The 17534-nt window shown below is 72.7% G+C and carries 17 protein-coding genes; 6 read left to right on the top strand and 11 right to left on the bottom strand.

Annotated features, from left to right (window positions below; all coding sequences use genetic code 11):
* Positions 1 to 14: 14 nt before the first annotated feature.
* Positions 15 to 917, bottom strand: a complete 903-nt coding sequence (locus AC0QU1_RS25535) for a 1-aminocyclopropane-1-carboxylate deaminase/D-cysteine desulfhydrase (RefSeq protein WP_483573448.1) — start codon at positions 915 to 917, stop codon at positions 15 to 17.
* 149 nt (positions 918 to 1066) lie between these two features.
* Between AC0QU1_RS25535 and AC0QU1_RS25530 the strand changes: the two genes are divergently transcribed.
* The gene (locus AC0QU1_RS25530; RefSeq protein WP_483573447.1) at positions 1067 to 1711 is read left to right on the top strand and encodes a nucleoside/nucleotide kinase family protein; all 645 of its coding nucleotides are present in this window, start codon (positions 1067 to 1069) and stop codon (positions 1709 to 1711) included.
* A gap of 67 nt (positions 1712 to 1778) precedes the next feature.
* Here the strand turns inward: AC0QU1_RS25530 and AC0QU1_RS25525 are convergent, their stop codons facing one another.
* The 4 genes from AC0QU1_RS25525 to AC0QU1_RS25510 form a co-directional block, all read right to left on the bottom strand.
* Positions 1779 to 2765, bottom strand: coding sequence for a sulfotransferase family protein (locus AC0QU1_RS25525; RefSeq protein ID WP_483573446.1), 987 nt, complete (start codon positions 2763 to 2765; stop codon positions 1779 to 1781).
* Between the two features lie 72 nt (positions 2766 to 2837).
* On the bottom strand, positions 2838 to 3593 hold the full coding sequence (locus AC0QU1_RS25520) for a VOC family protein (protein ID WP_483573445.1): 756 nt from the start codon (positions 3591 to 3593) through the stop codon (positions 2838 to 2840).
* 169 nt (positions 3594 to 3762) lie between these two features.
* The gene (locus AC0QU1_RS25515) at positions 3763 to 4923 is read right to left on the bottom strand and encodes an arsenate-mycothiol transferase ArsC (RefSeq protein ID WP_483573444.1); all 1161 of its coding nucleotides are present in this window, start codon (positions 4921 to 4923) and stop codon (positions 3763 to 3765) included.
* A 48-nt stretch (positions 4924 to 4971) separates the two neighbouring features.
* Positions 4972 to 5337 (bottom strand): ArsR/SmtB family transcription factor, encoded by a 366-nt coding sequence (locus tag AC0QU1_RS25510; protein WP_483573443.1) that lies wholly within the window; start codon positions 5335 to 5337, stop codon positions 4972 to 4974.
* Between the two features lie 101 nt (positions 5338 to 5438).
* On the opposite strand from AC0QU1_RS25510, the gene AC0QU1_RS25505 reads away from it, so the two are divergent.
* On the top strand, positions 5439 to 7022 hold the full coding sequence (locus tag AC0QU1_RS25505; RefSeq protein WP_483573442.1) for an FAD-dependent oxidoreductase: 1584 nt from the start codon (positions 5439 to 5441) through the stop codon (positions 7020 to 7022).
* 113 nt (positions 7023 to 7135) lie between these two features.
* On the opposite strand, the gene AC0QU1_RS25500 is transcribed toward AC0QU1_RS25505, so the two are convergent.
* From AC0QU1_RS25500 to AC0QU1_RS25490, 3 genes are read right to left on the bottom strand one after another with little or no spacing between them, the layout of a single operon-like run.
* Entirely contained in the window at positions 7136 to 7570 is a 435-nt protein-coding gene (locus AC0QU1_RS25500; protein WP_483573441.1) for an arsenate reductase ArsC, read from the bottom strand.
* A 38-nt stretch (positions 7571 to 7608) separates the two neighbouring features.
* A complete protein-coding gene (locus AC0QU1_RS25495; RefSeq protein ID WP_483573440.1) occupies positions 7609 to 8685 on the bottom strand; it encodes a metalloregulator ArsR/SmtB family transcription factor in 1077 nt (358 codons plus the stop codon).
* Positions 8686 to 8736: 51 nt separating this feature from the next.
* Positions 8737 to 10131, bottom strand: coding sequence for an NAD(P)/FAD-dependent oxidoreductase (locus AC0QU1_RS25490; protein WP_483573439.1), 1395 nt, complete (start codon positions 10129 to 10131; stop codon positions 8737 to 8739).
* A 39-nt stretch (positions 10132 to 10170) separates the two neighbouring features.
* On the opposite strand from AC0QU1_RS25490, the gene AC0QU1_RS25485 reads away from it, so the two are divergent.
* From AC0QU1_RS25485 to AC0QU1_RS25475, 3 genes are all read left to right on the top strand, one after another.
* Positions 10171 to 11601 carry an amino acid permease gene (locus AC0QU1_RS25485; protein WP_483573438.1) on the top strand — a complete coding sequence of 477 codons (1431 nt, stop codon included), beginning with the start codon at positions 10171 to 10173 and terminating at the stop codon, positions 11599 to 11601.
* 98 nt (positions 11602 to 11699) lie between these two features.
* Entirely contained in the window at positions 11700 to 12926 is a 1227-nt protein-coding gene (locus tag AC0QU1_RS25480; RefSeq protein ID WP_483573437.1) for a metallophosphoesterase family protein, read from the top strand.
* 296 nt (positions 12927 to 13222) lie between these two features.
* Positions 13223 to 14092, top strand: coding sequence for an MOSC domain-containing protein (locus AC0QU1_RS25475; protein ID WP_483573436.1), 870 nt, complete (start codon positions 13223 to 13225; stop codon positions 14090 to 14092).
* A 345-nt stretch (positions 14093 to 14437) separates the two neighbouring features.
* Here the strand turns inward: AC0QU1_RS25475 and AC0QU1_RS25470 are convergent, their stop codons facing one another.
* A complete protein-coding gene (locus AC0QU1_RS25470) occupies positions 14438 to 15085 on the bottom strand; it encodes a DUF6194 family protein (protein WP_483573435.1) in 648 nt (215 codons plus the stop codon).
* A gap of 42 nt (positions 15086 to 15127) precedes the next feature.
* On the opposite strand from AC0QU1_RS25470, the gene AC0QU1_RS25465 reads away from it, so the two are divergent.
* Positions 15128 to 15982: a MerR family transcriptional regulator gene (locus AC0QU1_RS25465; protein ID WP_483573434.1), complete on the top strand. Its 855-nt coding sequence runs from the start codon at positions 15128 to 15130 to the stop codon at positions 15980 to 15982.
* 134 nt (positions 15983 to 16116) lie between these two features.
* Here the strand turns inward: AC0QU1_RS25465 and AC0QU1_RS25460 are convergent, their stop codons facing one another.
* Positions 16117 to 16608, bottom strand: a complete 492-nt coding sequence (locus tag AC0QU1_RS25460; protein WP_483573433.1) for a PH domain-containing protein — start codon at positions 16606 to 16608, stop codon at positions 16117 to 16119.
* Between the two features lie 150 nt (positions 16609 to 16758).
* The gene (locus AC0QU1_RS25455; RefSeq protein WP_483573432.1) at positions 16759 to 17514 is read right to left on the bottom strand and encodes a histidine phosphatase family protein; all 756 of its coding nucleotides are present in this window, start codon (positions 17512 to 17514) and stop codon (positions 16759 to 16761) included.
* Between the last annotated feature and the right edge of the window lie 20 nt (positions 17515 to 17534).

The raw sequence follows: 17534 nt of genomic DNA, 5'->3' as shown, positions 1-17534 counted from the left end.
GCACGGCCAGCCGGTCATCCGTCGGTGGCGAAGTCCGGTCCCGTGACGACCGCGACCACAGTCGCGCCCGGCGAGAACCGGCGCTGCTGGATCAGATCGAACAGCCCGTACATCATCTTGGCGACGTACACCCACTCCAGCCGCAGACCGTGCCTGCTCTCGAAATCGTCGATGAACCCGCGCAGGGTCTCGTTCTTCTTGGCGAAGCCGCCGAAGTGGTAGTCGGTCTCGATCGACCAGTTCCCCGTCACACGACCGTAGGCGTCACGCTGGAGGGAGGCGACGTCGTCGCGCAGGAAGCCGCCACCCTTGAGCACGGAGAACCCCACCGCGGTGCGAGAAGGAGGCAGGGCAGCGGCGATGCCAGCCAGCGTTCCGCCCGTGCCGCTGGCGCAGCAGATGACGTCGAAGTCCTCCTCGATCTCCTCGACCAATTCGGCGCAGCCCCGTAGTGCCAGGGCGTTGCTACCGCCTTCGGGGATCAGGTAGAAGTCCCCGAACTGTTGATGCAAGTGGTCGATCACCGTCGCCGTGGACTTAGCGCGGTAGGTGGTCCGATCCAGGTAGCTCAGCCGCATGCCCCGTTCGACCGCGAACTGCAGCGACGGGTTCAAGGGCAGGTGCTCTTCGCCGCGGATCACGCCGATCGTGTCGAACCCGAAGATGCGGCCTGCCGCCGCCACCGCCCGGATGTGGTTGGAGTACGCGCCACCGAACGTCAGCAGACGCTCGGCACCGGCGTCGCGCGCGGCAGCCAGGTTGTACTTGAGCTTGCGCCACTTGTTGCCCGGCAGCTCAGGATGGATCAGGTCATCCCGCTTGAGCAGCACCCGCACAGCCGCGGCCGACAGGCGATCGTCGTGCAACTGCGTCAACGGCGAAGGCAGGCGAAGGCCGGGAGCCTCGACAGTGCCCATGCCGACGACCTCCATCACACCGATCCGGACGAATGGAGCCACAGTAGAACGACAGCCGTGCGAGCATCGAACGCGGCGCACCCGGAGTGATGCATGGTGTGGAAACCGAATTAGCCGTCGCAGGCAGGGCGACATAAGGTCACTCCTCGATGAGCACACGCGTAGAACCGGTCAGTGCGGCGCTGCTCGTCGAGCGTGTCGTCGATCTTGTCCTCGCCCGCGCCGCCGAGCAGGCGGACCGGCGCGGATCCGGCGCTCCGGTCCGCCTGCTCGTCGACGGTCACCCGTCCACAGATCCCGGGCGGCTGGCCGACGCTCTCGTTGCGCCGTTCGAGGCCGCCGGCCGGCCCACCGCCCGGGTCAGCGTGAGCGGCTTTCTCCGCTCGCGGTCGCTCCGGCTGGAGCGGGGCCGCGAGGACCCGGACAGCCTGCTCGACGACTGGATCGACGTCGGCTCCCTCAATCGGGAGGTGTTGACGCGCGTCGTCGAACGGCAGGAGTACCTGCCCAGCCTGCGCGACCCGGACACCGACCGCGCCACACGCGCGGCCTACGTGCAGGCCGCACCCGGCACGGTTCTTGTGCTCGACGGCTCACTCGCTATCGGCCGCGGACTCGATACCGACGTCGCCGTGCACCTGTCGCTCAAGCCGGCCACGCTCCGCCGTCGGACACCGCCCGAGCAGGCGTGGGAGCTGCCCGCCTACGAGCGGTACGCGCGGGAGGCCGACGGCCTCTCCGACCTGGTCGTCCGGGTCGACCACCCGGACCATCCGGCCCTCGTGCACCGCTGACCAGGCCCCGCGCCGCGCCCGCTCCGAGCCCGCGTGGCGCCCGCTCCCGAGCCCGCGCAGCGCCCGTTCAGCCGCTCCGCGCCGGGACGTACCCCCAGCGCTCGCACATCGCGCGCAGCTCGCGCGGGATCCGGTCGGGACTCGGGAGGGGACGCCCGGGCTGGATGGTGCCCGTATGGATCTTTCCGCGCCAGTCGCCCATGCCCTTGCGGAACTCGCCGTGCTCCTGCTGCCCGTAGGAGATCATGTCGGGCTCCCAGGGCACGCCGAGGTACTCGCAGATGCGGCGGGTCTCGGTGGCCGGGTCGGCCGTGAGGTCCTCGTAGCGCACGGTGAGGCCGGCATGCCGGCGCCGGGCGCGGTCCAGGGCTTCCATGTACTTCAGCGTGTGGCGGATGGCCCGGTTCATGGGCCGCCGCGGCGGGTCGGCGTCGTGCCAGGACCGGGCGATCGACACCGGGTGGCGCAGCAGGAACAGGAAGCGGGCGTCGGGCCAGCACACCGCGAACCGGTCGGCGACGAAGACGTTGCTGGGGGTCTTCTCCACGACGGTCTGCTTGCCGCTGCGCAGCAGCTCACGGTGGAGCATCCGGTCCCACAGGATGTGCTCAACGTCGGCCGCGTTGTGCCCGAGGGTCTCCATCGCCTCCCGGGCGAGCGGGGTGGTGACGCGCACGGACAGCCGCCGGACGTGCGTCTCGATCGGTGCGTGGAGCTGGGAGTGCGAGTTCAGCACCACGCGCAGGAGCGTCGAGCCGGAGCGGGGCGCGGAGAGCACGAAGACCGGGGCCTCCAGGAGCCGGTCGGCCTCGGGGTCGGCCGGCGGGCGCACGGTCCGCGAGAGGCCGGCCCTGCCGGCCTGGCCCGTTGGCGCGACGGCGTTCGTGCCTCCGTTCTCGCCGGCATCGTCCCGCGCGGCCACCTTCTGGTCGGGCACCGCATTCTGGTCGGACGGCGACCGGGGCACACGCGTCACCTTGACGCCCGCACGTTTCTCGAGCGCCGTGCCGAACCGACGGGCGAGCTGCGTCCTCATCTCTCGTACGGTCAGCATGTCAACGGACTCCTTTCGAGGGTGTGCTGCCCGGCGGACCGTGGCCGCAGGGCGGGCCGGGGCGCGGCATTCCTATGCCTCCGCGCAGAGGCAGAACGGGTGGTTGGCGGGGTCGGCGAACACCCGGAACCCGCCGTTCCCGCCGGGCAGGCGGGTCGCGCCGAGCGCCAGCACCGCCGCCTCGCCCGCGTCGAGGTCGGGCACCTCGACGTCGAGGTGGAGCTGCTGCGGGTGCCCGGGGTCCGGCCACTGCGGCGGGTTGTAGTTCTCCACGGACTGGAACAGCACGGGCCTGGTGCCGCCGACCATGGCGAGCCCGTCGGCGTCGTAGGTCACCGGAGCGCCCAGCACGCCGGACCAGAACTGGGCGAGCGCCGACGCGTCGGCGCAGTCGAAGGTGGTGCCCATGACGGTGACGCCCTCCTGCTCCTCCTTGAGGCACAGGTCGAAGGGGTGCCCGGCCGGGTCGGCGAGCGTGATCCACTGCTCGTTCTCCCGCAGCACGGTCGCCCCGAGCTCCACCGCTCGGGCGCTCGCGGTCGCCAGGTCCGGGACGTACAGGTCGAGGTGTCCCTGCTGCGGGTGCTCCTGGCTCGGCCACTGCGGAGGTATGTGGTCGGGCGCGAGCTGGAAGGCGATGCCCCACCGGTCGGGGGTCACGACGGTGACCCAGTCGTCGTCCTGCTTCGACACGGTGCCCGCCGTCAGCGCCGCCCAGAAGTTGGCCTCCGTGACGAGGTCAGGGACGTCGAGCACCACGCTGTCGAGCGAGCCCACCCCGCTGGACGGCGGCATGGCGTCGGGGGCGGCAGAGGTCTGTTCGGACATGGTTCAGCCCTTCAGGAGGTCGTCTCACGAACGATGCTTGGACTACCACCCTGCACCCAGCCACTGACATTGCCCACCGGACACCCGCGAGGGATGCCAGATCGGAGTTATCCACCGAAGTCGTCCACAACCCTGTGGACACCTGTGGAACCGCCACAGACCCCGCGGGCTATCGGGCCTTGCGCTGACTCTTCGCGGCGATGGCGCTCGTGACGGCCGTCCACGGGCGCCGCGCAAGACGCGGCAGCCAGCCCCGCGGCATCCCGGCGTCGGACAAGCCTGCCCCGGACAGCCCCGCTTCGGACAGCCCCGCCTCCGAGAGCTCCGCCGTCGGCCGGTCCTCGGCCGCGTCGATCTCCGCGACCAGGGCCCGCACACGCGCCGTGATGTCGTCGACGATCCGCTCCACCTCCTCGATCGGCCGGCCCGCCGGGTCGTCCAGCGGCCAGTCGAGGTAGCGCCGCCCGGGGTAGACGGGGCACGCGTCGCCGCAGCCCATCGTCACGATCACTCCCGAGGCGCGCACGATGTCGTCCGTGAGCTCGCGCGGGAACTCGATGAGCCCGTCGAGGCCGCGCCGCGCGAGCACGGTCTCCGTCATCGGGTCGGGTTCGGCGACGGGCCGTGACCCCGCCGTCCGCACGCGGATGCGGTCACCGGCGAGGCGCCGGGTGACCGCCGCGGCGATCTGGGACCGGCCCGTGTTGTGCACGCAGACGAACAGCACGTCGCGCGGTGAGCCGTGCGTCACCTCGGTCATCGCGGCGAGCCGGTCGGTCGCGAGCCATGCGGTGAGCGCCGGAAGATGCCCGAACGACCCGACCTGCCTGCTCAGCGCCGAGTAGCACTCCCGGACCAGGCGGTCCACCGTGCCGGCGCCCGCGTTCGCGGCGAACCCGACGGACAGCGTCTCGGTCAGCCGCGCGAGGAGGGCGTCGTGGTCGTGCACGTCGAGCGCGGCCTCGCCGTCGTACCGCGGGGTCGCGAGGGCCGCCGACCCGAACCGCGCGATACCGCGCGACGACACGCGGTACAGCGGCGCGTACGAGCGGCGGGCATCGGGCGACACGGGCCCCACGACGGCGACCAGCCCGACCGACACGAGCGCCTCGAGGTGCTGCTCGACGTCGGCGACGGCCAGCACGGTGCCCACGCCCTGCCGCAGGTCGCCGAGCCGCGCGTCCCCCGGCCGCGGCGGCGCCGGACGCGGTACCAGTTCCTCGGCGGTGGAGCCGCCCGCCGGGTGCGTGAGCATGCGGGCCAGCAGACGCAACCGCTCCGGGTTCGCCATGGTGAGTTTTTGTGCGGAGCGCAGCTCGTCCGGGGTCATGGGTCTCTCCTGGGCCGACGGCGGTGTGGCCGAGTGCCAGGAGCGAGGCTACCTCGCCGCTTCGCTCAGCAGCGCACCGAGCCGGTCGAGCGAGCCGGGCACCACCGAGTAGTAGGCCCACTTGCCGCGCTGCTCACGGGCGAGCAGACCCGCCTCGACCAGGATCTTCAGGTGATGGCTCACCGTGGGCTGGCTCAGGCCGACGGGTTCGGTGAGATCGCACACGCAGGCCTCGCCGCCGTCGTGCGCCGCGACGATCGAGAGCAGCCGCACCCGGGTGGCGTCACCCAGCGCCTTGAAGGAGCGGGCGAGGTCGGCGGCAGCGGCCGGGTCCGTGGCCTCGCGCACGATGGGGGCGCAGCAGGCGCCCGACGTCGGCGCGGCCGGTGTGGGCGCGAGCGCGATCGTGGTCATGCCCCCATCTTGCCATGCATCGAAGTTTCTGGATATGTTCGGCGCCAGAGACGTATTGACGATCTTCGATCTGTAGGTCCTACGAGAAAGCGGTGACGGCGATGACGACGACAGCGACGCGAGCGGGGAGGCCGGCGGGGCAGAGCCTTCCGGTCGTGGTGATCGGTGCGGGGCCCGTGGGCCTGGCGGCCGCGGCGCACCTCGCGGAGCGCGGGCTGGAGCCCCTGGTCCTGGAGGCGGGCGACGGTCCGGGCGCCGCCGTCGCACGGTGGGGCCACGTGCGCCTCTTCTCCCCATGGCGGTACGACGTCGACGCCGCCGCCCGCCGTCTGCTCCTTGCCGCACCGGGTGCGGACCCGGCCGGCGCGGGCATCGGTGCGCCGGGCGCCGGCAGCGCTGGTGCGGGTGCCACGGGCAAAGGTGCCGATCAGGCCGGGACGACGTGGGCCGAGCCCAACCCCGACGCGCTGCCCACCGGCGCCGACCTGGTCGAGCGGTACCTCGTACCCCTCGCCGACGCGCTCGTCGAGCGTGCGGGCGCGCGGATCCGGTACGGCACGCGAGTGGTCGCCGTGACCCGGGACGGTGCGGACCGCTCCCGGTCGCGGGGGCGCGCGAGCCTGCCGTACCTGATCAGGGTGGTCACCGGTCCCGCGTCCGGCGGGTCGAGCACCGTGGAGGAGATCCGCGCGCGGGCCGTGATCGATGCGTCCGGGACCTTCGGGCAGCCCAACCCGCTGGGTACCTCCGGGCTGCCGGCGCTCGGCGAGGAGGAGTCAGCGGGCTTCCTCGTGGGCGCCCTGCCGGACGTGCTGGGCCGCGACCGCGCGCGGTTCGCCGGGCGGCACACGCTGGTGGTCGGGATGGGGCACTCAGCCGCGAACACCCTGCTCAGCCTGGCCGAGCTCGCCGAGCAGGAGCGGGGCACGCGGATCACCTGGGCCGTCCGCGGCGGGTCGCCGCGCCGCCTGTACGGCGGCGGGTCCGGTGACGAGCTTCCGGCGCGCGGCCTGCTCGGCACGCGCCTGCGCGACGCCGTGGAGGCGGGCCGGATCGAGCTGCTGACCCGGGTGGCGATCGAGCGGCTGGAACCGGCGGGTACGCCCGGGGCGACACCCGCCGTCGGCACCCTGCGCGTGCTCGGCACCCTCCGCGAAGGCGACGGCGTCGGCGACGGCGCGCTCGACCTGACGGTGCACAACGTCGTGGCCGCCACCGGCTTCCGGCCCGACCTCGCGATGCTCCGGGAGATCCGCCTCGACCTCGACCCCGTGGTCGAGGCGCCGCGGCAGATCGCGTCGCTCATCGACCCCAACCTGCACTCATGCGGCACCGTCCCCGCGCACGGTGAGGCCCAGCTCTCCCACCCGGACGCCGGGTTCTACCTCGTCGGCATGAAGTCCTACGGCCGCGCGCCGACGTTCCTCCTGGCCACGGGCTACGAGCAGGTCCGGTCCATCGCCGCGGCCCTGGCCGGGGACCGTGCGGCGGCCGAGGCCGTCGAGCTGAACCTCCCGCAGACCGGCGTCTGCTCGTCCGACCTCGCGCTGGCCGCCGCCGCCGACGGCGTCGTTCCGCTGGACGCGCTCGCCGCCGTGTCCGGATCGGGTTCGTGCTGCGCCGTCCCCGCGGGCCCGCAGCCCGTCTCGATCGGGCTCAGGACGGCGGACCCGGCGGCGCGCTGAGCCGAGCGCCGGGAGCTCGTGCGCCGAGCGCTCGTGTGCCGAGCGTTCGTGCGCCATGCGCTGAGCGACCACGCGCCAACCCGCGCCGAGCTGGGTGTGCGGCCCGGGCGCGCTCACGCCACGGGCTGCACACCCAGCTCGACGAGAAGCCCACGCACGCGCCGCTCGATCTCGTCCCGGATGGGGCGGACGGCGTCCAGGTCCTGGCCCGCCGGGTCGTCGAGCTCCCAGTCCTGGTAGTTCTTGCCGGGGTAGTAGGGGCATGCGTCGCCGCAGCCCATGGTGATGACGGCGTCGGAGGCCTCGACGGCCTCGTTGCTCAGGATCTTGGGCTTCTCGCCGCGGAGGTCGATGCCCTTCTCCAGCATCGCCTCCACGACCACGGGGTTGAGCTGCTCCGCGGGCATGGACCCGGCCGAACGGACCTCGACGGCGCCGTCGGACAGCGCCCGGAGGAATCCGGCGGCCATCTGGGACCGGCCCGCGTTGTGCACGCAGACGAACAGGGCGGACGGCTTGGCGGTGGTCTCGGGCGCGGGCGTGGTCATGGAGCTCTCCTGTCCAGGGGTGATCGGGTCGCCGGGGTTCATCGGGTGGCCGACGGGGAGGTCGCCAGCGACGCGAGCAGAGTGCGCACGCGCCGGTCCAGCTCGTCGCGGATGGCGGCGACGCCGGCGGGGGAGGCGAGGGCGGGATCGCCCACCATCCACTCCTCGTACCGCTTGCCCGGCAGCACGGGGCAGGCGTCGCCGCAGCCCATCGTCACCACGACGTCGGCGGCGCGGATCGCGTCGTCGGTCAGGGGCTTGGGGTAGAAGCGCGTGACGTCGTCGACCGTGTCGGCGGCGGCGCTGTCACCGAGCTCGTCGAGGAGGGTGCGTACCGTCGCGTGCACGTCGCTCGCGGGTGCGGAGCCGGCGGACCGGACCACCACCCGGTCGCCCGCGTAGTGCTGCAGCAGGGCCGCCGCGAGCTGTGACCGCCCGGCGTTGGCCACGCACACGAAGAGCACCTGCGGCTTGTGCTCGGCGTCCAGCGCCCGCACCTTCTCGACGTCGACGATGCGCTGCCGCGCGAAGTGCTCGGTGAGCGGCACCAGGTAGGCCGTGTTGCCGCCCCGGCGGGCGAGCGCCGCGTACGACTCGCGGACCACGCGGTAGCACTCGGGTTCCGGGGTTCCGGGGAACCGTTCGGCGAGCGAGGCCGCGAGCCGGTCGAGCGCCGCGTCCACGTCGTCGAGGCCCGTCACCTCGCCGTGCCCGCCGGGCGAGCCGTGCCCGCCTCGTGCGCCGCGCTCCGCGGCCCTGGCGACGTTCGCGACCTCGATGGCGGCGGGCGCGAACCGGTCCAGCAGCGTCGTGACGGCGCCCCGGTAGGCGGGCGCGACCCGGTACCAGACCCACGTGCCACGCCGGTCGGAGGTGAGCAGGCCGACGTCGCGCAGCACCTTGAGGTGGTGCGACACCGTGGGCTGGGAGACGGCGGTCAGCGTCGCGAGCTCGCCCGCCGTCGTCTCGCCGGTGGGCGAGGTGGCGATGGCCGACAGCATGCGGAGCCGGAGCGGGTCCGCGATCGCCTTGAGCGTCGCGGCGAGCTCGGCCGCGGCGTCGGCCCCGATCGCGTGCGCCTCCGCGGAGGAGGCGGCTCCGCTCTGTATCGACATATTTCTATGTTGACACTCGTCGATTCAGGGCGCAAGAGCGCCAGAGGCCGGCTACGCCCTCTCGGACGGAAGCACCGTCGCCTTCTTGGGCGGCCGGACCGTCGGGACGTCGCCGACGATCGGGACGGGACGCCGGTGGAACGGGAACCCGTACCGCGTGACCAGGCCCGCCAGCGTCGTGACCCGGTTGCGGGGCCCCACCAGCGACATGATGTGCACGAACAGCCACACCAGCCACGCCGAACCCTTGGTGATCCGCAGCGGCTTGCCCTCGCGCAGGCCGAAGGGCAGGTTGATCTCGGCGATCGCGGCGCGGCGGCCGATCACCGCCATCGTGCCCTTGTCGACGTAGCGCAGCTCGTGCAGGGGGCGGCCGTCGAGCAGGGCGCGGATGTTCCGGCCCACCACGAGGCCGCCCTGGATCGCCGGCTGGGCGAGCTGCGGCAGGTCGGCCGGCGAGACCGCGATGTCGCCCGCAGCGAAGACGCCCGGCAGGCCCTCGACCTGCATGTCGTCGCCGACCTTGATGCGGCCGCCCTCGTCCTGCGGCAGCCCCCAGTCGGCGACCTCCTCGTGCGGGTGCACGCCGGCGGACCAGACGGTCAGGTCGGCGTGGATGCGCGTGCCGTCGGTCAGCACCACCGCCTCGCGCTCGACGGCGGCGACGCCGGCGCCCAGGTGCAGCGAGACCCCGCGGTGCCGCAGCTCCTCGGCCGCGTACCTGCGCAGCTTGGGGGCGAACGACTTGAGGATCTCGCCGCCGCGCTGCACCACCTTGACCTCGAACGCGTCGCCGTGGATCTCCGGGTAGGCGGGTGCGAGGCCCGCGGTGCGCAGCTCGGCGAGCGCGCCGGCTACCTCGACCCCCGTGGCGCCGCCGCCCACGACGACGACGCGCAGGCCGTCGTCGATCCGCTTGGACTTCGCGGCCTTCTCCAGGCGGATGAAGAGGTTGTCGCGGATCCGCATCGCCTGCGACCGCGAGTACATGGGGAACGCGTGCTCCTTGGCGCCGGGCGTGCCGAAGAAGTTGGTGGTCACGCCCGCCGTCACCACGAGGTAGTCGTAGCTGACCCAGTGGTCGTTGAGCAGGCGGATCTTCTTCGCCGCGTGGTCGGCCCCCACCAGATGCTCGTGCACCACGTGCACGTTCTTCTGGCGCAGCCGCAGGCCGCGCAGGAAGTAGGTGACGTCGCCCGGGTTCAGGCCACCCGTCGCCACCTGGTACAGCAGCGGCTGGAACGTGTTGTAGACGCGGCGGTCGATCAGGGTGATCCGCACGGGCGCGTCCCGGAGGGCCTTCACCACGGCCATGCCGGCGAACCCACCGCCGACCACCACCACGTGCGGCAGCGGTTCGGGGTGCCCGCTCAGCGGGGTCTCGATGCCGTAGTCCTCGTCCTCGTCGGGGGGTAGCTGCATGGAGGTGTGCACGGAATCGGTCACGTACGAAAGTCTCTCATCGCCGGGTTACCGTGGTCGGTCGTGAGTACCACCGACCACCAGACCGACCAGACCGGCCCGGCCGACCAGGGCGAGGGGCTGGCCCACGGCCTGCGCACCCGCCACCTGACGATGATGGGCCTGGGCTCAGCGATCGGCGCCGGCCTGTTCCTGGGCTCCGGCCTCGGCGTCGCGGCCGCCGGCCCGGCCGTCCTCGTCAGCTACGCGATAGCCGGCGCGATCGTCGTGCTCGTCATGCGGATGCTCGCCGAGCTGGCCTCTGCGCTCCCGTCGAGCGGGTCCTTCTCCGTGTACGCGGAGGCGGCGCTGGGCCGCTGGGCCGGGTTCGTGCTCGGCTGGCTGTACTGGTTCACCATCGTCATGGTGCTCGGCGTCGAGGTGACCGGCGTGGCCGGCATCGTGCACGGCTGGTGGCCCGCGGTGCCGCAGTGGGTGGTCGCCGCCGTCGTCGTGGGGGTGTTCGGGGCGGTCAACCTGATCGGCGTGCGGCAGTTCGGCGAGGCCGAGTTCTGGTTCGCGACCATCAAGGTCGCGGCGATCGTGGGCTTCCTCGTGCTGGGTGTGCTCATCGTGACCGGCGTCGTCCCGGTGACGGGCAGTGTCCTGGGCGAGTGGGCGGCACACGGCGGGTTCGCGCCCGCCGGGCTGCCCGGCATCGCGGCGGGCCTGCTCACCGTGGTGTTCGCGTTCGGCGGCATCGAGATCGTCACCATCGCGGCAGCCGAGGCGCGCGACCCGCAGACGGCGGTCGCGAGCGCCACCCGCACCATCCTGTGGCGCATCTTGTTCTTCTACGTGGGCTCCGTGGCGATCATGGTCGCCCTGATCCCGTGGACCGACGCCGCCCGCCTGGAGTCGCCGTTCGTGTCCGTGCTGGAGATGGCGGGGTTCGACGGCGCGGCGCGGCTCATGGAGGTCGTCGTGGTGCTCGCGCTGCTCAGCGCGTTCAACGCCAACGTCTACGCGACGTCCCGCATGCTGTTCTCGCTCGGCGGGCGCGGCGACGCCCCGGCGCTCGCGACCCGGGTCTCGCGCCGCGACGTCCCGTGGGTCGCCGTGCTGGTCTCGGTGTTCTTCGGCGTCGTGGCGGTGCTGCTCAACTACCTGCTGCCCGAGTCGCTGCTCGGGGTGCTGCTCAACGCCGTCGGCTCGGCGCTGCTCGTGGTGTGGCTGCTCGTCGTCGTCGCGCAGCTCCGGCTGCGGCCGCGGCTGGAGGCCGCCGCCGCAGAGCGTGGCGAGCCCCTGCGCCTGCGCGCGTGGGGCTACCCGTGGCTCTCGTGGGCCACGCTGGCGGCGCTCGTCGCGGTGGTGGGCCTCATGCTGTCCGATGACGCCGCCCGGCCGCAGATCGCCGCGACCGCCGGCCTCGTCGTGGTGATCCTCGCGGTCTACGGGGTCACGCGCGCCGTGCGCCGGGTGCCGGCCGAGCAGGCGACGACGGCGCGGCGGTGACCGCGACGACGGCGCGGCGGTAGGCGTTCAGCAGACCGTCACCGGGGGTCCATCCGGCGGACGGGCGGGCGCCAGCGCGGCGCTCGATCGTCGTCGGCATGAGTGAGAACACTGCCGGCGGCATGCCGAGCGAGACCACCCCGGCCGAGGACGCCGCGTCCGGCGTCGACCGCAGGACGTTCCTGTCCCTGAGCAGCCTCGGCGCGGCGGGCGTCGCGACCGTGGCGGCCACGGCCGCCTCCGCGCCGGCGGACGCCACCGAGCTCGCGCGGCACCCGCAGCGCGGGCTGCGGTTCGGGCGGGACGGCAAGTTCAAGATCGTCCAGTTCAACGACACGCAGGACGACGAGAAGATCGACCGCCGCACCCTGGAGCTCATGCGCGCGGTGCTCGACGACGAGCGGCCGGACTTCGTGGTCCTCAACGGTGACAACATCACGGGCGGCTGCGACACCCCGCTCGAGATGCGCCAGGCGATGAACAACGTGGTGCAGCCGATGGAGGAGCGGGCCATCCCGTGGGCCATCACCTTCGGCAACCACGACGAGGACTCGACGCCCGACAGCGGCGTCGACGAGGCTGACATGCTGGCCTTCTACCGGTCCTACCGCTACAACGTGAACGGTCCGACGGCGCGCGGCGTCACCGGGCAGGGCAACTCGAACCTGCTGATCGAGGGCCGGAACGGGCGCCCGGCGTTCAACCTCTGGCTGCTCGACTCTGGGCGGTACGCCCCCGAGACGCTGTCCGGCCAGAACTTCGACGGCTACCCCACCTGGGACTGGCTGCGCATGGACCAGGTGAAGTGGTACTACGACACCTCGGTGCAGCTCGAGCGCCGGTACGGGCGGGCGATCCCGTCGCTCATGTTCATCCACATCCCGCTGTGGGAGTACCGGTTCATGTGGTTCGGCTCGGTGGACGGCCGGACCGACGCCGACCACGCGCGCGGGCTCGCGCGGCACGGGATCGAGGGCGAGCGGAACGAGGAGGAGTGCCCAGGGCCGTTCAACTCCGGCATGTTCTCCGCGATCCAGCACCGGGGCGACGTCCGCGGCGTGTTCTGCGGGCACGACCACGTGAACACCTACCACGGCGACTACTACGGCGTGCTGCTCGGCTACGCGGGCAACACCGGGTTCGGCACGTACGGCCTGGGGGGTGCCGAGCGGAACCGGCTGCGCGGCGCTCGGGTGTACGAGCTCGACGAGTCGGTGGACGGGGTACTGGCTGGCACGCGCATGCGCTTCGCGTCGGAGTTCGGCATCGATCTGACCGCGAACGACCAGTGGATGGAGCCGCTGCCGCTGCCGCGGGGCCACTGACGGGGCCGCTGACTGGAGGCTACTGGTGACTCCGGTCGGCAGTTTCCTGCGGTGTCGGCGGTCTTCCGGGACGTTGGCAGGCTGCGGGACGTCGGCAGTTCTCCGCGGTGTCGGCAGTTTGCACCACGAACTCGTGCGTTTGCATCGAGATCGGCTCAGGCCTGGACCGATCTCGATGCAAACTGCCGACGTCGCCGGAGACTGCCGACGCCGCGAGGCGACCTGCCGACGTCAGCAGGGTCGGTCCGCCTCGGCGGAGCGCCGACCTGGCCTTCCCCAAGTGAGAGCATGGGTGCATGGCTGAGCTTCTCGCGGTCTGCCGCGTCTACACCCTGCATCCCGACGCCGGCACCGTGGGCGTGACGGCGATCGACAAGCGGCCCGTCGAGGGGCGGGTCAAGGTCCGGCCCCTCGGGCTGTACGCCGACGTGCAGGCCGACCGGGCCAACCACGGCGGCCGCGACCAGGCCGTCTGCGCCTACGCGCAGGAGGACGCCGACTTCTGGTCCGCCGAGCTGGGCCGCGAGGTCACGCCCGGCCTGTTCGGCGAGAACCTGCGCACGCGCGGGCTGGACGTGAACCACGCGGTGATCGGCGAACGGTGGCGGGTCGGCTCGGCGCTGCTGGAGGTCACGCAGCCTCGCGTGCCGTGCCAGACCTTCGGCCGCCGGCTCGGCGAGGAGCGCTGGGTGCGCCGGTTCACGCAGGCGAACCGCACGGGTGCCTACCTGCGCGTGGTCGAGAACGGCGAGGTCGGCGCGGGCGACCACGTCGACGTCGTGCACACGCCCGCGCACGGGGTGACCATTGCGGACTGGTTCGCCGGGCGGTACGGCGCCGCGCGCGGCGAGGGGACGACGACGTCTGCTCCGGTGGCCGGTGGGTCTCCCGTCGCTGGTGTGTCGCCGGCGGACGGTACGACTCTTGCGGACGGTGGGTCTCTCGTGACCGGAGCGTCAACCGCGGAAGGTGTGGCGGCAGGGGCAGACGCTCCCGGGACCGGCGCGCCGGAGGCCGTCGTCGACGAGAAGGGCGCGCCCGACCCGGACACCCTGGAGCGGCTGGCCCAGCGGCTGCTGAACGCGCACGCCGCCGGTGAGATCCGGCTCAGCGCCGACATGCTCCGCCGCACCGAACAGGCGGCGGGCCGCGCGATCGTCGACTGACGAGGGCGGGACGGCCGACTGACGAGGGTGGGACCGTCGACTGACGAGGGTGGGACCGTCGACTGACGAGAGCGCCATCATCGACTGACGGGGAGAGGTTCTGCCGAGCTGAACGCCGTCGACCCCGAACCGCAACTTGGCCCTGCTCGCTCTCCCGCCGAACCGCAGGTTGATCTCGTGCTCTCGCCGAACCGCAGGTTGATGGTGTGCCCCGCCGCCGAACCGCAACGACGCGCCGCAGATCACGATCCCCTCGGCGTGTCGCTGCGGTTCGGCGAACTGGAACTCGAACAGGTTGCGGTTCGGCGGGAGAGCGAGCAGGGCCAAGTTGCGGTTCGGCGGAGGTCAGTCCTCCGGGCCGTGGCGCCGTTCGTAGCGGGCCCGGGCGGCGTCGTGGGCTTCGCGGAGGAGTCGGAGCACCGTGTCCCCGGTCGCGCGGCCGGGATTGACGACGGCGACCCAGCCGGCCGAGGCGTAGACCGGATGCGGCAGCACGACGTCGGGCGTCGCGGGACTGACGGATGTCGGGGATGTCGCGGGATCGACGGATGCCGGGGGCACCGCGGGATCGACCGATGCCGGGGGCATCGCCGGATCTACCGATGTCTCGGGTGTCGCCGGATCGGCCGATGCTGGGGGCGTCACTGAATCGGCCGACGTCGGGGACGTACCCGGATCGGCCGACGCCGGATCCGTGGCGCCGAGGTCGCCGGTGAGCTCGCGGAACGTGGCGCGGTCGACATGGATGTTCACCCGCCACCGGCCCGCCGGGTCGAGGTCCGAGGCGGTGTCGTCGGGGTAGTTCTTGGTGACGATCGTCCCGTACGGCTGGACGGTGCGGGGCATCTGCCCGTCCGGCGCGTAGTAGAAGAACGCGTCGCCCCAGGCCAGCTCAGGGAACGCCGGGTCGCCGACGGCGGGCGCGACGACGAGTGCACCGTCGAGGCCTCGGACAGCACTGATGACCTGGTCGATACTCAGACGTGTGCTCATGGTTCAAGCATCACCTTCAAGTGCTTATGTGGGGTTGAGCTGATGCCCGCCGAAAACGCGCCGGGCGGCCCGCCGCTCCGCACGGCCGACGTCGCCCGGGAGTCGGGCTACTCCGTGCAGCAGGTCCGGGACCTGGAGCGCCTCGGCGTCATCCCGGCGGCCATGCGTGCGCCGAACGGCTACCGGACGTACCTGCCGCTGCACGTCCGGGCGCTTCGCGCCTACCGGGGCCTGGCGAGCGCCGCCGGGCCGGTGGAGGCGCGCCGCCTGCTCGTCGAGCTGTTCGCCGCGCGACCGGCAGGAAACCTCGCGGACGCCGCCGCCGCGATCGGGGCCGTGCACGTCCGGCTCGCGCGCGAGCGCGACGAGGCGCTCCGCGCGCAGGAGGCGCTGAGCGCCATCCAGGCCGAGCCCGTCACCAGCGCAGACTCCGTCGTCGCCGCTGACTCCGATGCCGGCGCGGACGCGGGCTCCGATGTCGACGCCGGTGGCGGCGCAGGTGCCAATGTCGTCGGGAGCGCGAGCCTGAGCCCCAGCACCACCGGCACCGACACGATGACCATCACCCAGCTCGCCACCGCCCTCGGCGTGCGCACGTCCACGCTCCGGTTCTGGGAGCAGGAGGGCCTGGCGGTCCCGGAGCGGGTGACCACCCTGCGCGCCGGGCAGTACGGGCCGGCGGCCATCCGCGAGGCGCGCATCGTCGCGGCCCTGCGCGCCAGCGGGTACGGCATCCCGGCGGTGCGCGACGTCGTCGCGTCCCTCCGCGGGCTCGAAGGGGTCGCCGAGGCCAGGCGGATCCTGGACCGGCGGCTCGACCAGATCGCCGTCCGCACGGTCGCCCTGCTGCGCGCGGGCGCGGACCTGGCCGAGATCATCGACCCTGAAGAGCGGTGAGCCGCCTCTGCGGTGGTGCGGGAGGGCGAACTCGGATGACGGTGCCCGAACCGAGCCACATCGCCCCAGGCCGAGGCCGGTCAGTCAGCACCCAACGGCAGTCAGCACCCAACGGTCGCCGGGCCGGCACCGCGTCAGTCGTCGCTCAGCGTGTTGCCCTGGCGGACCAGGTCCTGCAGGGTGCGCTGCACCCGCTCGACGTCGGGCACGTCGTCGAGCACCATGCCGGGCTGGTCGGTGCCGTCGGAGATCACGAGGGTGCCGCAGCCGAAGAACCGGTCGCTGAGCTGCTTCTCGAACGTGACGTTGTTGATCCGGTAGAGCGGGATGTCCCGGCCGGTCTGCGTCAGGATGCCGGTGCGCAGCGCGACGCGCTGGTTGGTGATGATGTACCGGGTGGTGCGCCAGCGCAGGAACGGCCCCGCCGCGGCGGCCAGGCCGAGCACCACGAGCGCCGCCGTCGCGAACCACAGCACGATCTGGTCGACCGGCAGCGGCACCACCCACAGGGCCACCAGGACCACGACCAGCAGCACGAGCACCAGGATCGGCTTGACGACCTTCTTCGGGTGGGTGCGGAGCTGCATCACGATGGTCTCGCCGTCGGCGAGGTGCTCTTCCCTCATGCCGCGAATACTGCCTTACCGCGCGATCCGGAGGCTACTGATTGGAACCGCCAGGTTGCGCCGATCCGCCGTCCGAGCGGAGCCCCTGAGCGGACAGAACCGTCGTGCGACCGGAGCCACTGCCCGGCCGGAACCGCCGCGCGACCCGAGCTACTGCGCGGCCAGGTTCCACCCCTCGATGGTGCGCAGGCTGTGCCCGTAGCCCAGCAGGCAGACGGCGGCGGTGCCCAGCTCGAACCGGGCGCCGAGGCGCGGGTCCACGCCGAGCCAGACCGTGGCGAGCACGCGCAGCAGGTGGCCGTGCGCGACGAGCAGCACGTCACGCGGCCCCGACCCGGCCTCCAGCGCGTCCTCGCCGGCGAGCGTCCGCTCCGCCCGGGCGATGATCCGGGCGGCGCGCACGGCGACCTCGTCCAGCGTCTCGCCCGCCCGGCCCCCGCCGTGCTCGGCCGACGGCGGCAGCACGCGGACGCCGTCGTCGAAGATGAGGAACTCGCGCCCCAGGATCTCGGAGACGTCGTGCGAGGTCCGGCCGTCCACGGGCCCGTAGTCCCACTCGGCGAGGTCCTCGTCGACGACGGCGTCGGGGTAGCCCGCGAGCTCCGCCGTCCGCCGCGCCCGGGTCAGCGGAGACGTGTAGACGGCGGCGAACTCGTAGTCGGCGAGCGTTGCCCCGGCGGACCGGGCCTGCTTCTCGCCGTCGGCGGTGAGCGGGATGTCCGTGCGTCCCGTGTGCTGCCCGCTCGCGCTCCACTCGGTCTCGCCGTGCCGGAGCAGCACGAGCTGCGGGTCGCGCGGCGGCTTCAGGGCCGGCGGCCGGTCGGCGTGCTGGGCAGAGTGCTGATCGGGGTGCTGGACCGAGGGCCGCGTCGAGGGCTGGGCCGGTGGCATCGTCTCGTCAGGCATGCCACGAGCATCCTGCGTCC

It is taken from the genome of Promicromonospora noduliphila (genome assembly GCF_056951025.1).
Note: the sequence above shows the minus strand (reverse complement) of the source record. Positions and strands in the feature narration are given on the sequence as shown.

Excerpts from the sequence above, each read along its gene's own strand:
- AC0QU1_RS25495 (WP_483573440.1), bottom strand. The coding sequence starts at position 8,685 with ATGTCGATACAGAGCGGAGCCGCCTCCTCCGCGGAGGCGCACGCGATC.
- AC0QU1_RS25510 (WP_483573443.1), bottom strand. The coding sequence starts at position 5,337 with ATGACCACGATCGCGCTCGCGCCCACACCGGCCGCGCCGACGTCGGGC.
- AC0QU1_RS25515 (WP_483573444.1), bottom strand. The coding sequence starts at position 4,923 with ATGACCCCGGACGAGCTGCGCTCCGCACAAAAACTCACCATGGCGAAC.
- AC0QU1_RS25530 (WP_483573447.1), top strand. The coding sequence starts at position 1,067 with ATGAGCACACGCGTAGAACCGGTCAGTGCGGCGCTGCTCGTCGAGCGT.
- AC0QU1_RS25475 (WP_483573436.1), top strand. The coding sequence starts at position 13,223 with ATGGCTGAGCTTCTCGCGGTCTGCCGCGTCTACACCCTGCATCCCGAC.
- AC0QU1_RS25500 (WP_483573441.1), bottom strand. The coding sequence starts at position 7,570 with ATGACCACGCCCGCGCCCGAGACCACCGCCAAGCCGTCCGCCCTGTTC.
- AC0QU1_RS25460 (WP_483573433.1), bottom strand. The coding sequence starts at position 16,608 with ATGAGGGAAGAGCACCTCGCCGACGGCGAGACCATCGTGATGCAGCTC.
- AC0QU1_RS25465 (WP_483573434.1), top strand. The coding sequence starts at position 15,128 with ATGCCCGCCGAAAACGCGCCGGGCGGCCCGCCGCTCCGCACGGCCGAC.
- AC0QU1_RS25480 (WP_483573437.1), top strand. The coding sequence starts at position 11,700 with ATGAGTGAGAACACTGCCGGCGGCATGCCGAGCGAGACCACCCCGGCC.
- AC0QU1_RS25525 (WP_483573446.1), bottom strand. The coding sequence starts at position 2,765 with ATGCTGACCGTACGAGAGATGAGGACGCAGCTCGCCCGTCGGTTCGGC.
- AC0QU1_RS25505 (WP_483573442.1), top strand. The coding sequence starts at position 5,439 with ATGACGACGACAGCGACGCGAGCGGGGAGGCCGGCGGGGCAGAGCCTT.
- AC0QU1_RS25520 (WP_483573445.1), bottom strand. The coding sequence starts at position 3,593 with ATGTCCGAACAGACCTCTGCCGCCCCCGACGCCATGCCGCCGTCCAGC.
- AC0QU1_RS25455 (WP_483573432.1), bottom strand. The coding sequence starts at position 17,514 with ATGCCTGACGAGACGATGCCACCGGCCCAGCCCTCGACGCGGCCCTCG.
- AC0QU1_RS25470 (WP_483573435.1), bottom strand. The coding sequence starts at position 15,085 with ATGAGCACACGTCTGAGTATCGACCAGGTCATCAGTGCTGTCCGAGGC.
- AC0QU1_RS25535 (WP_483573448.1), bottom strand. The coding sequence starts at position 917 with ATGGGCACTGTCGAGGCTCCCGGCCTTCGCCTGCCTTCGCCGTTGACG.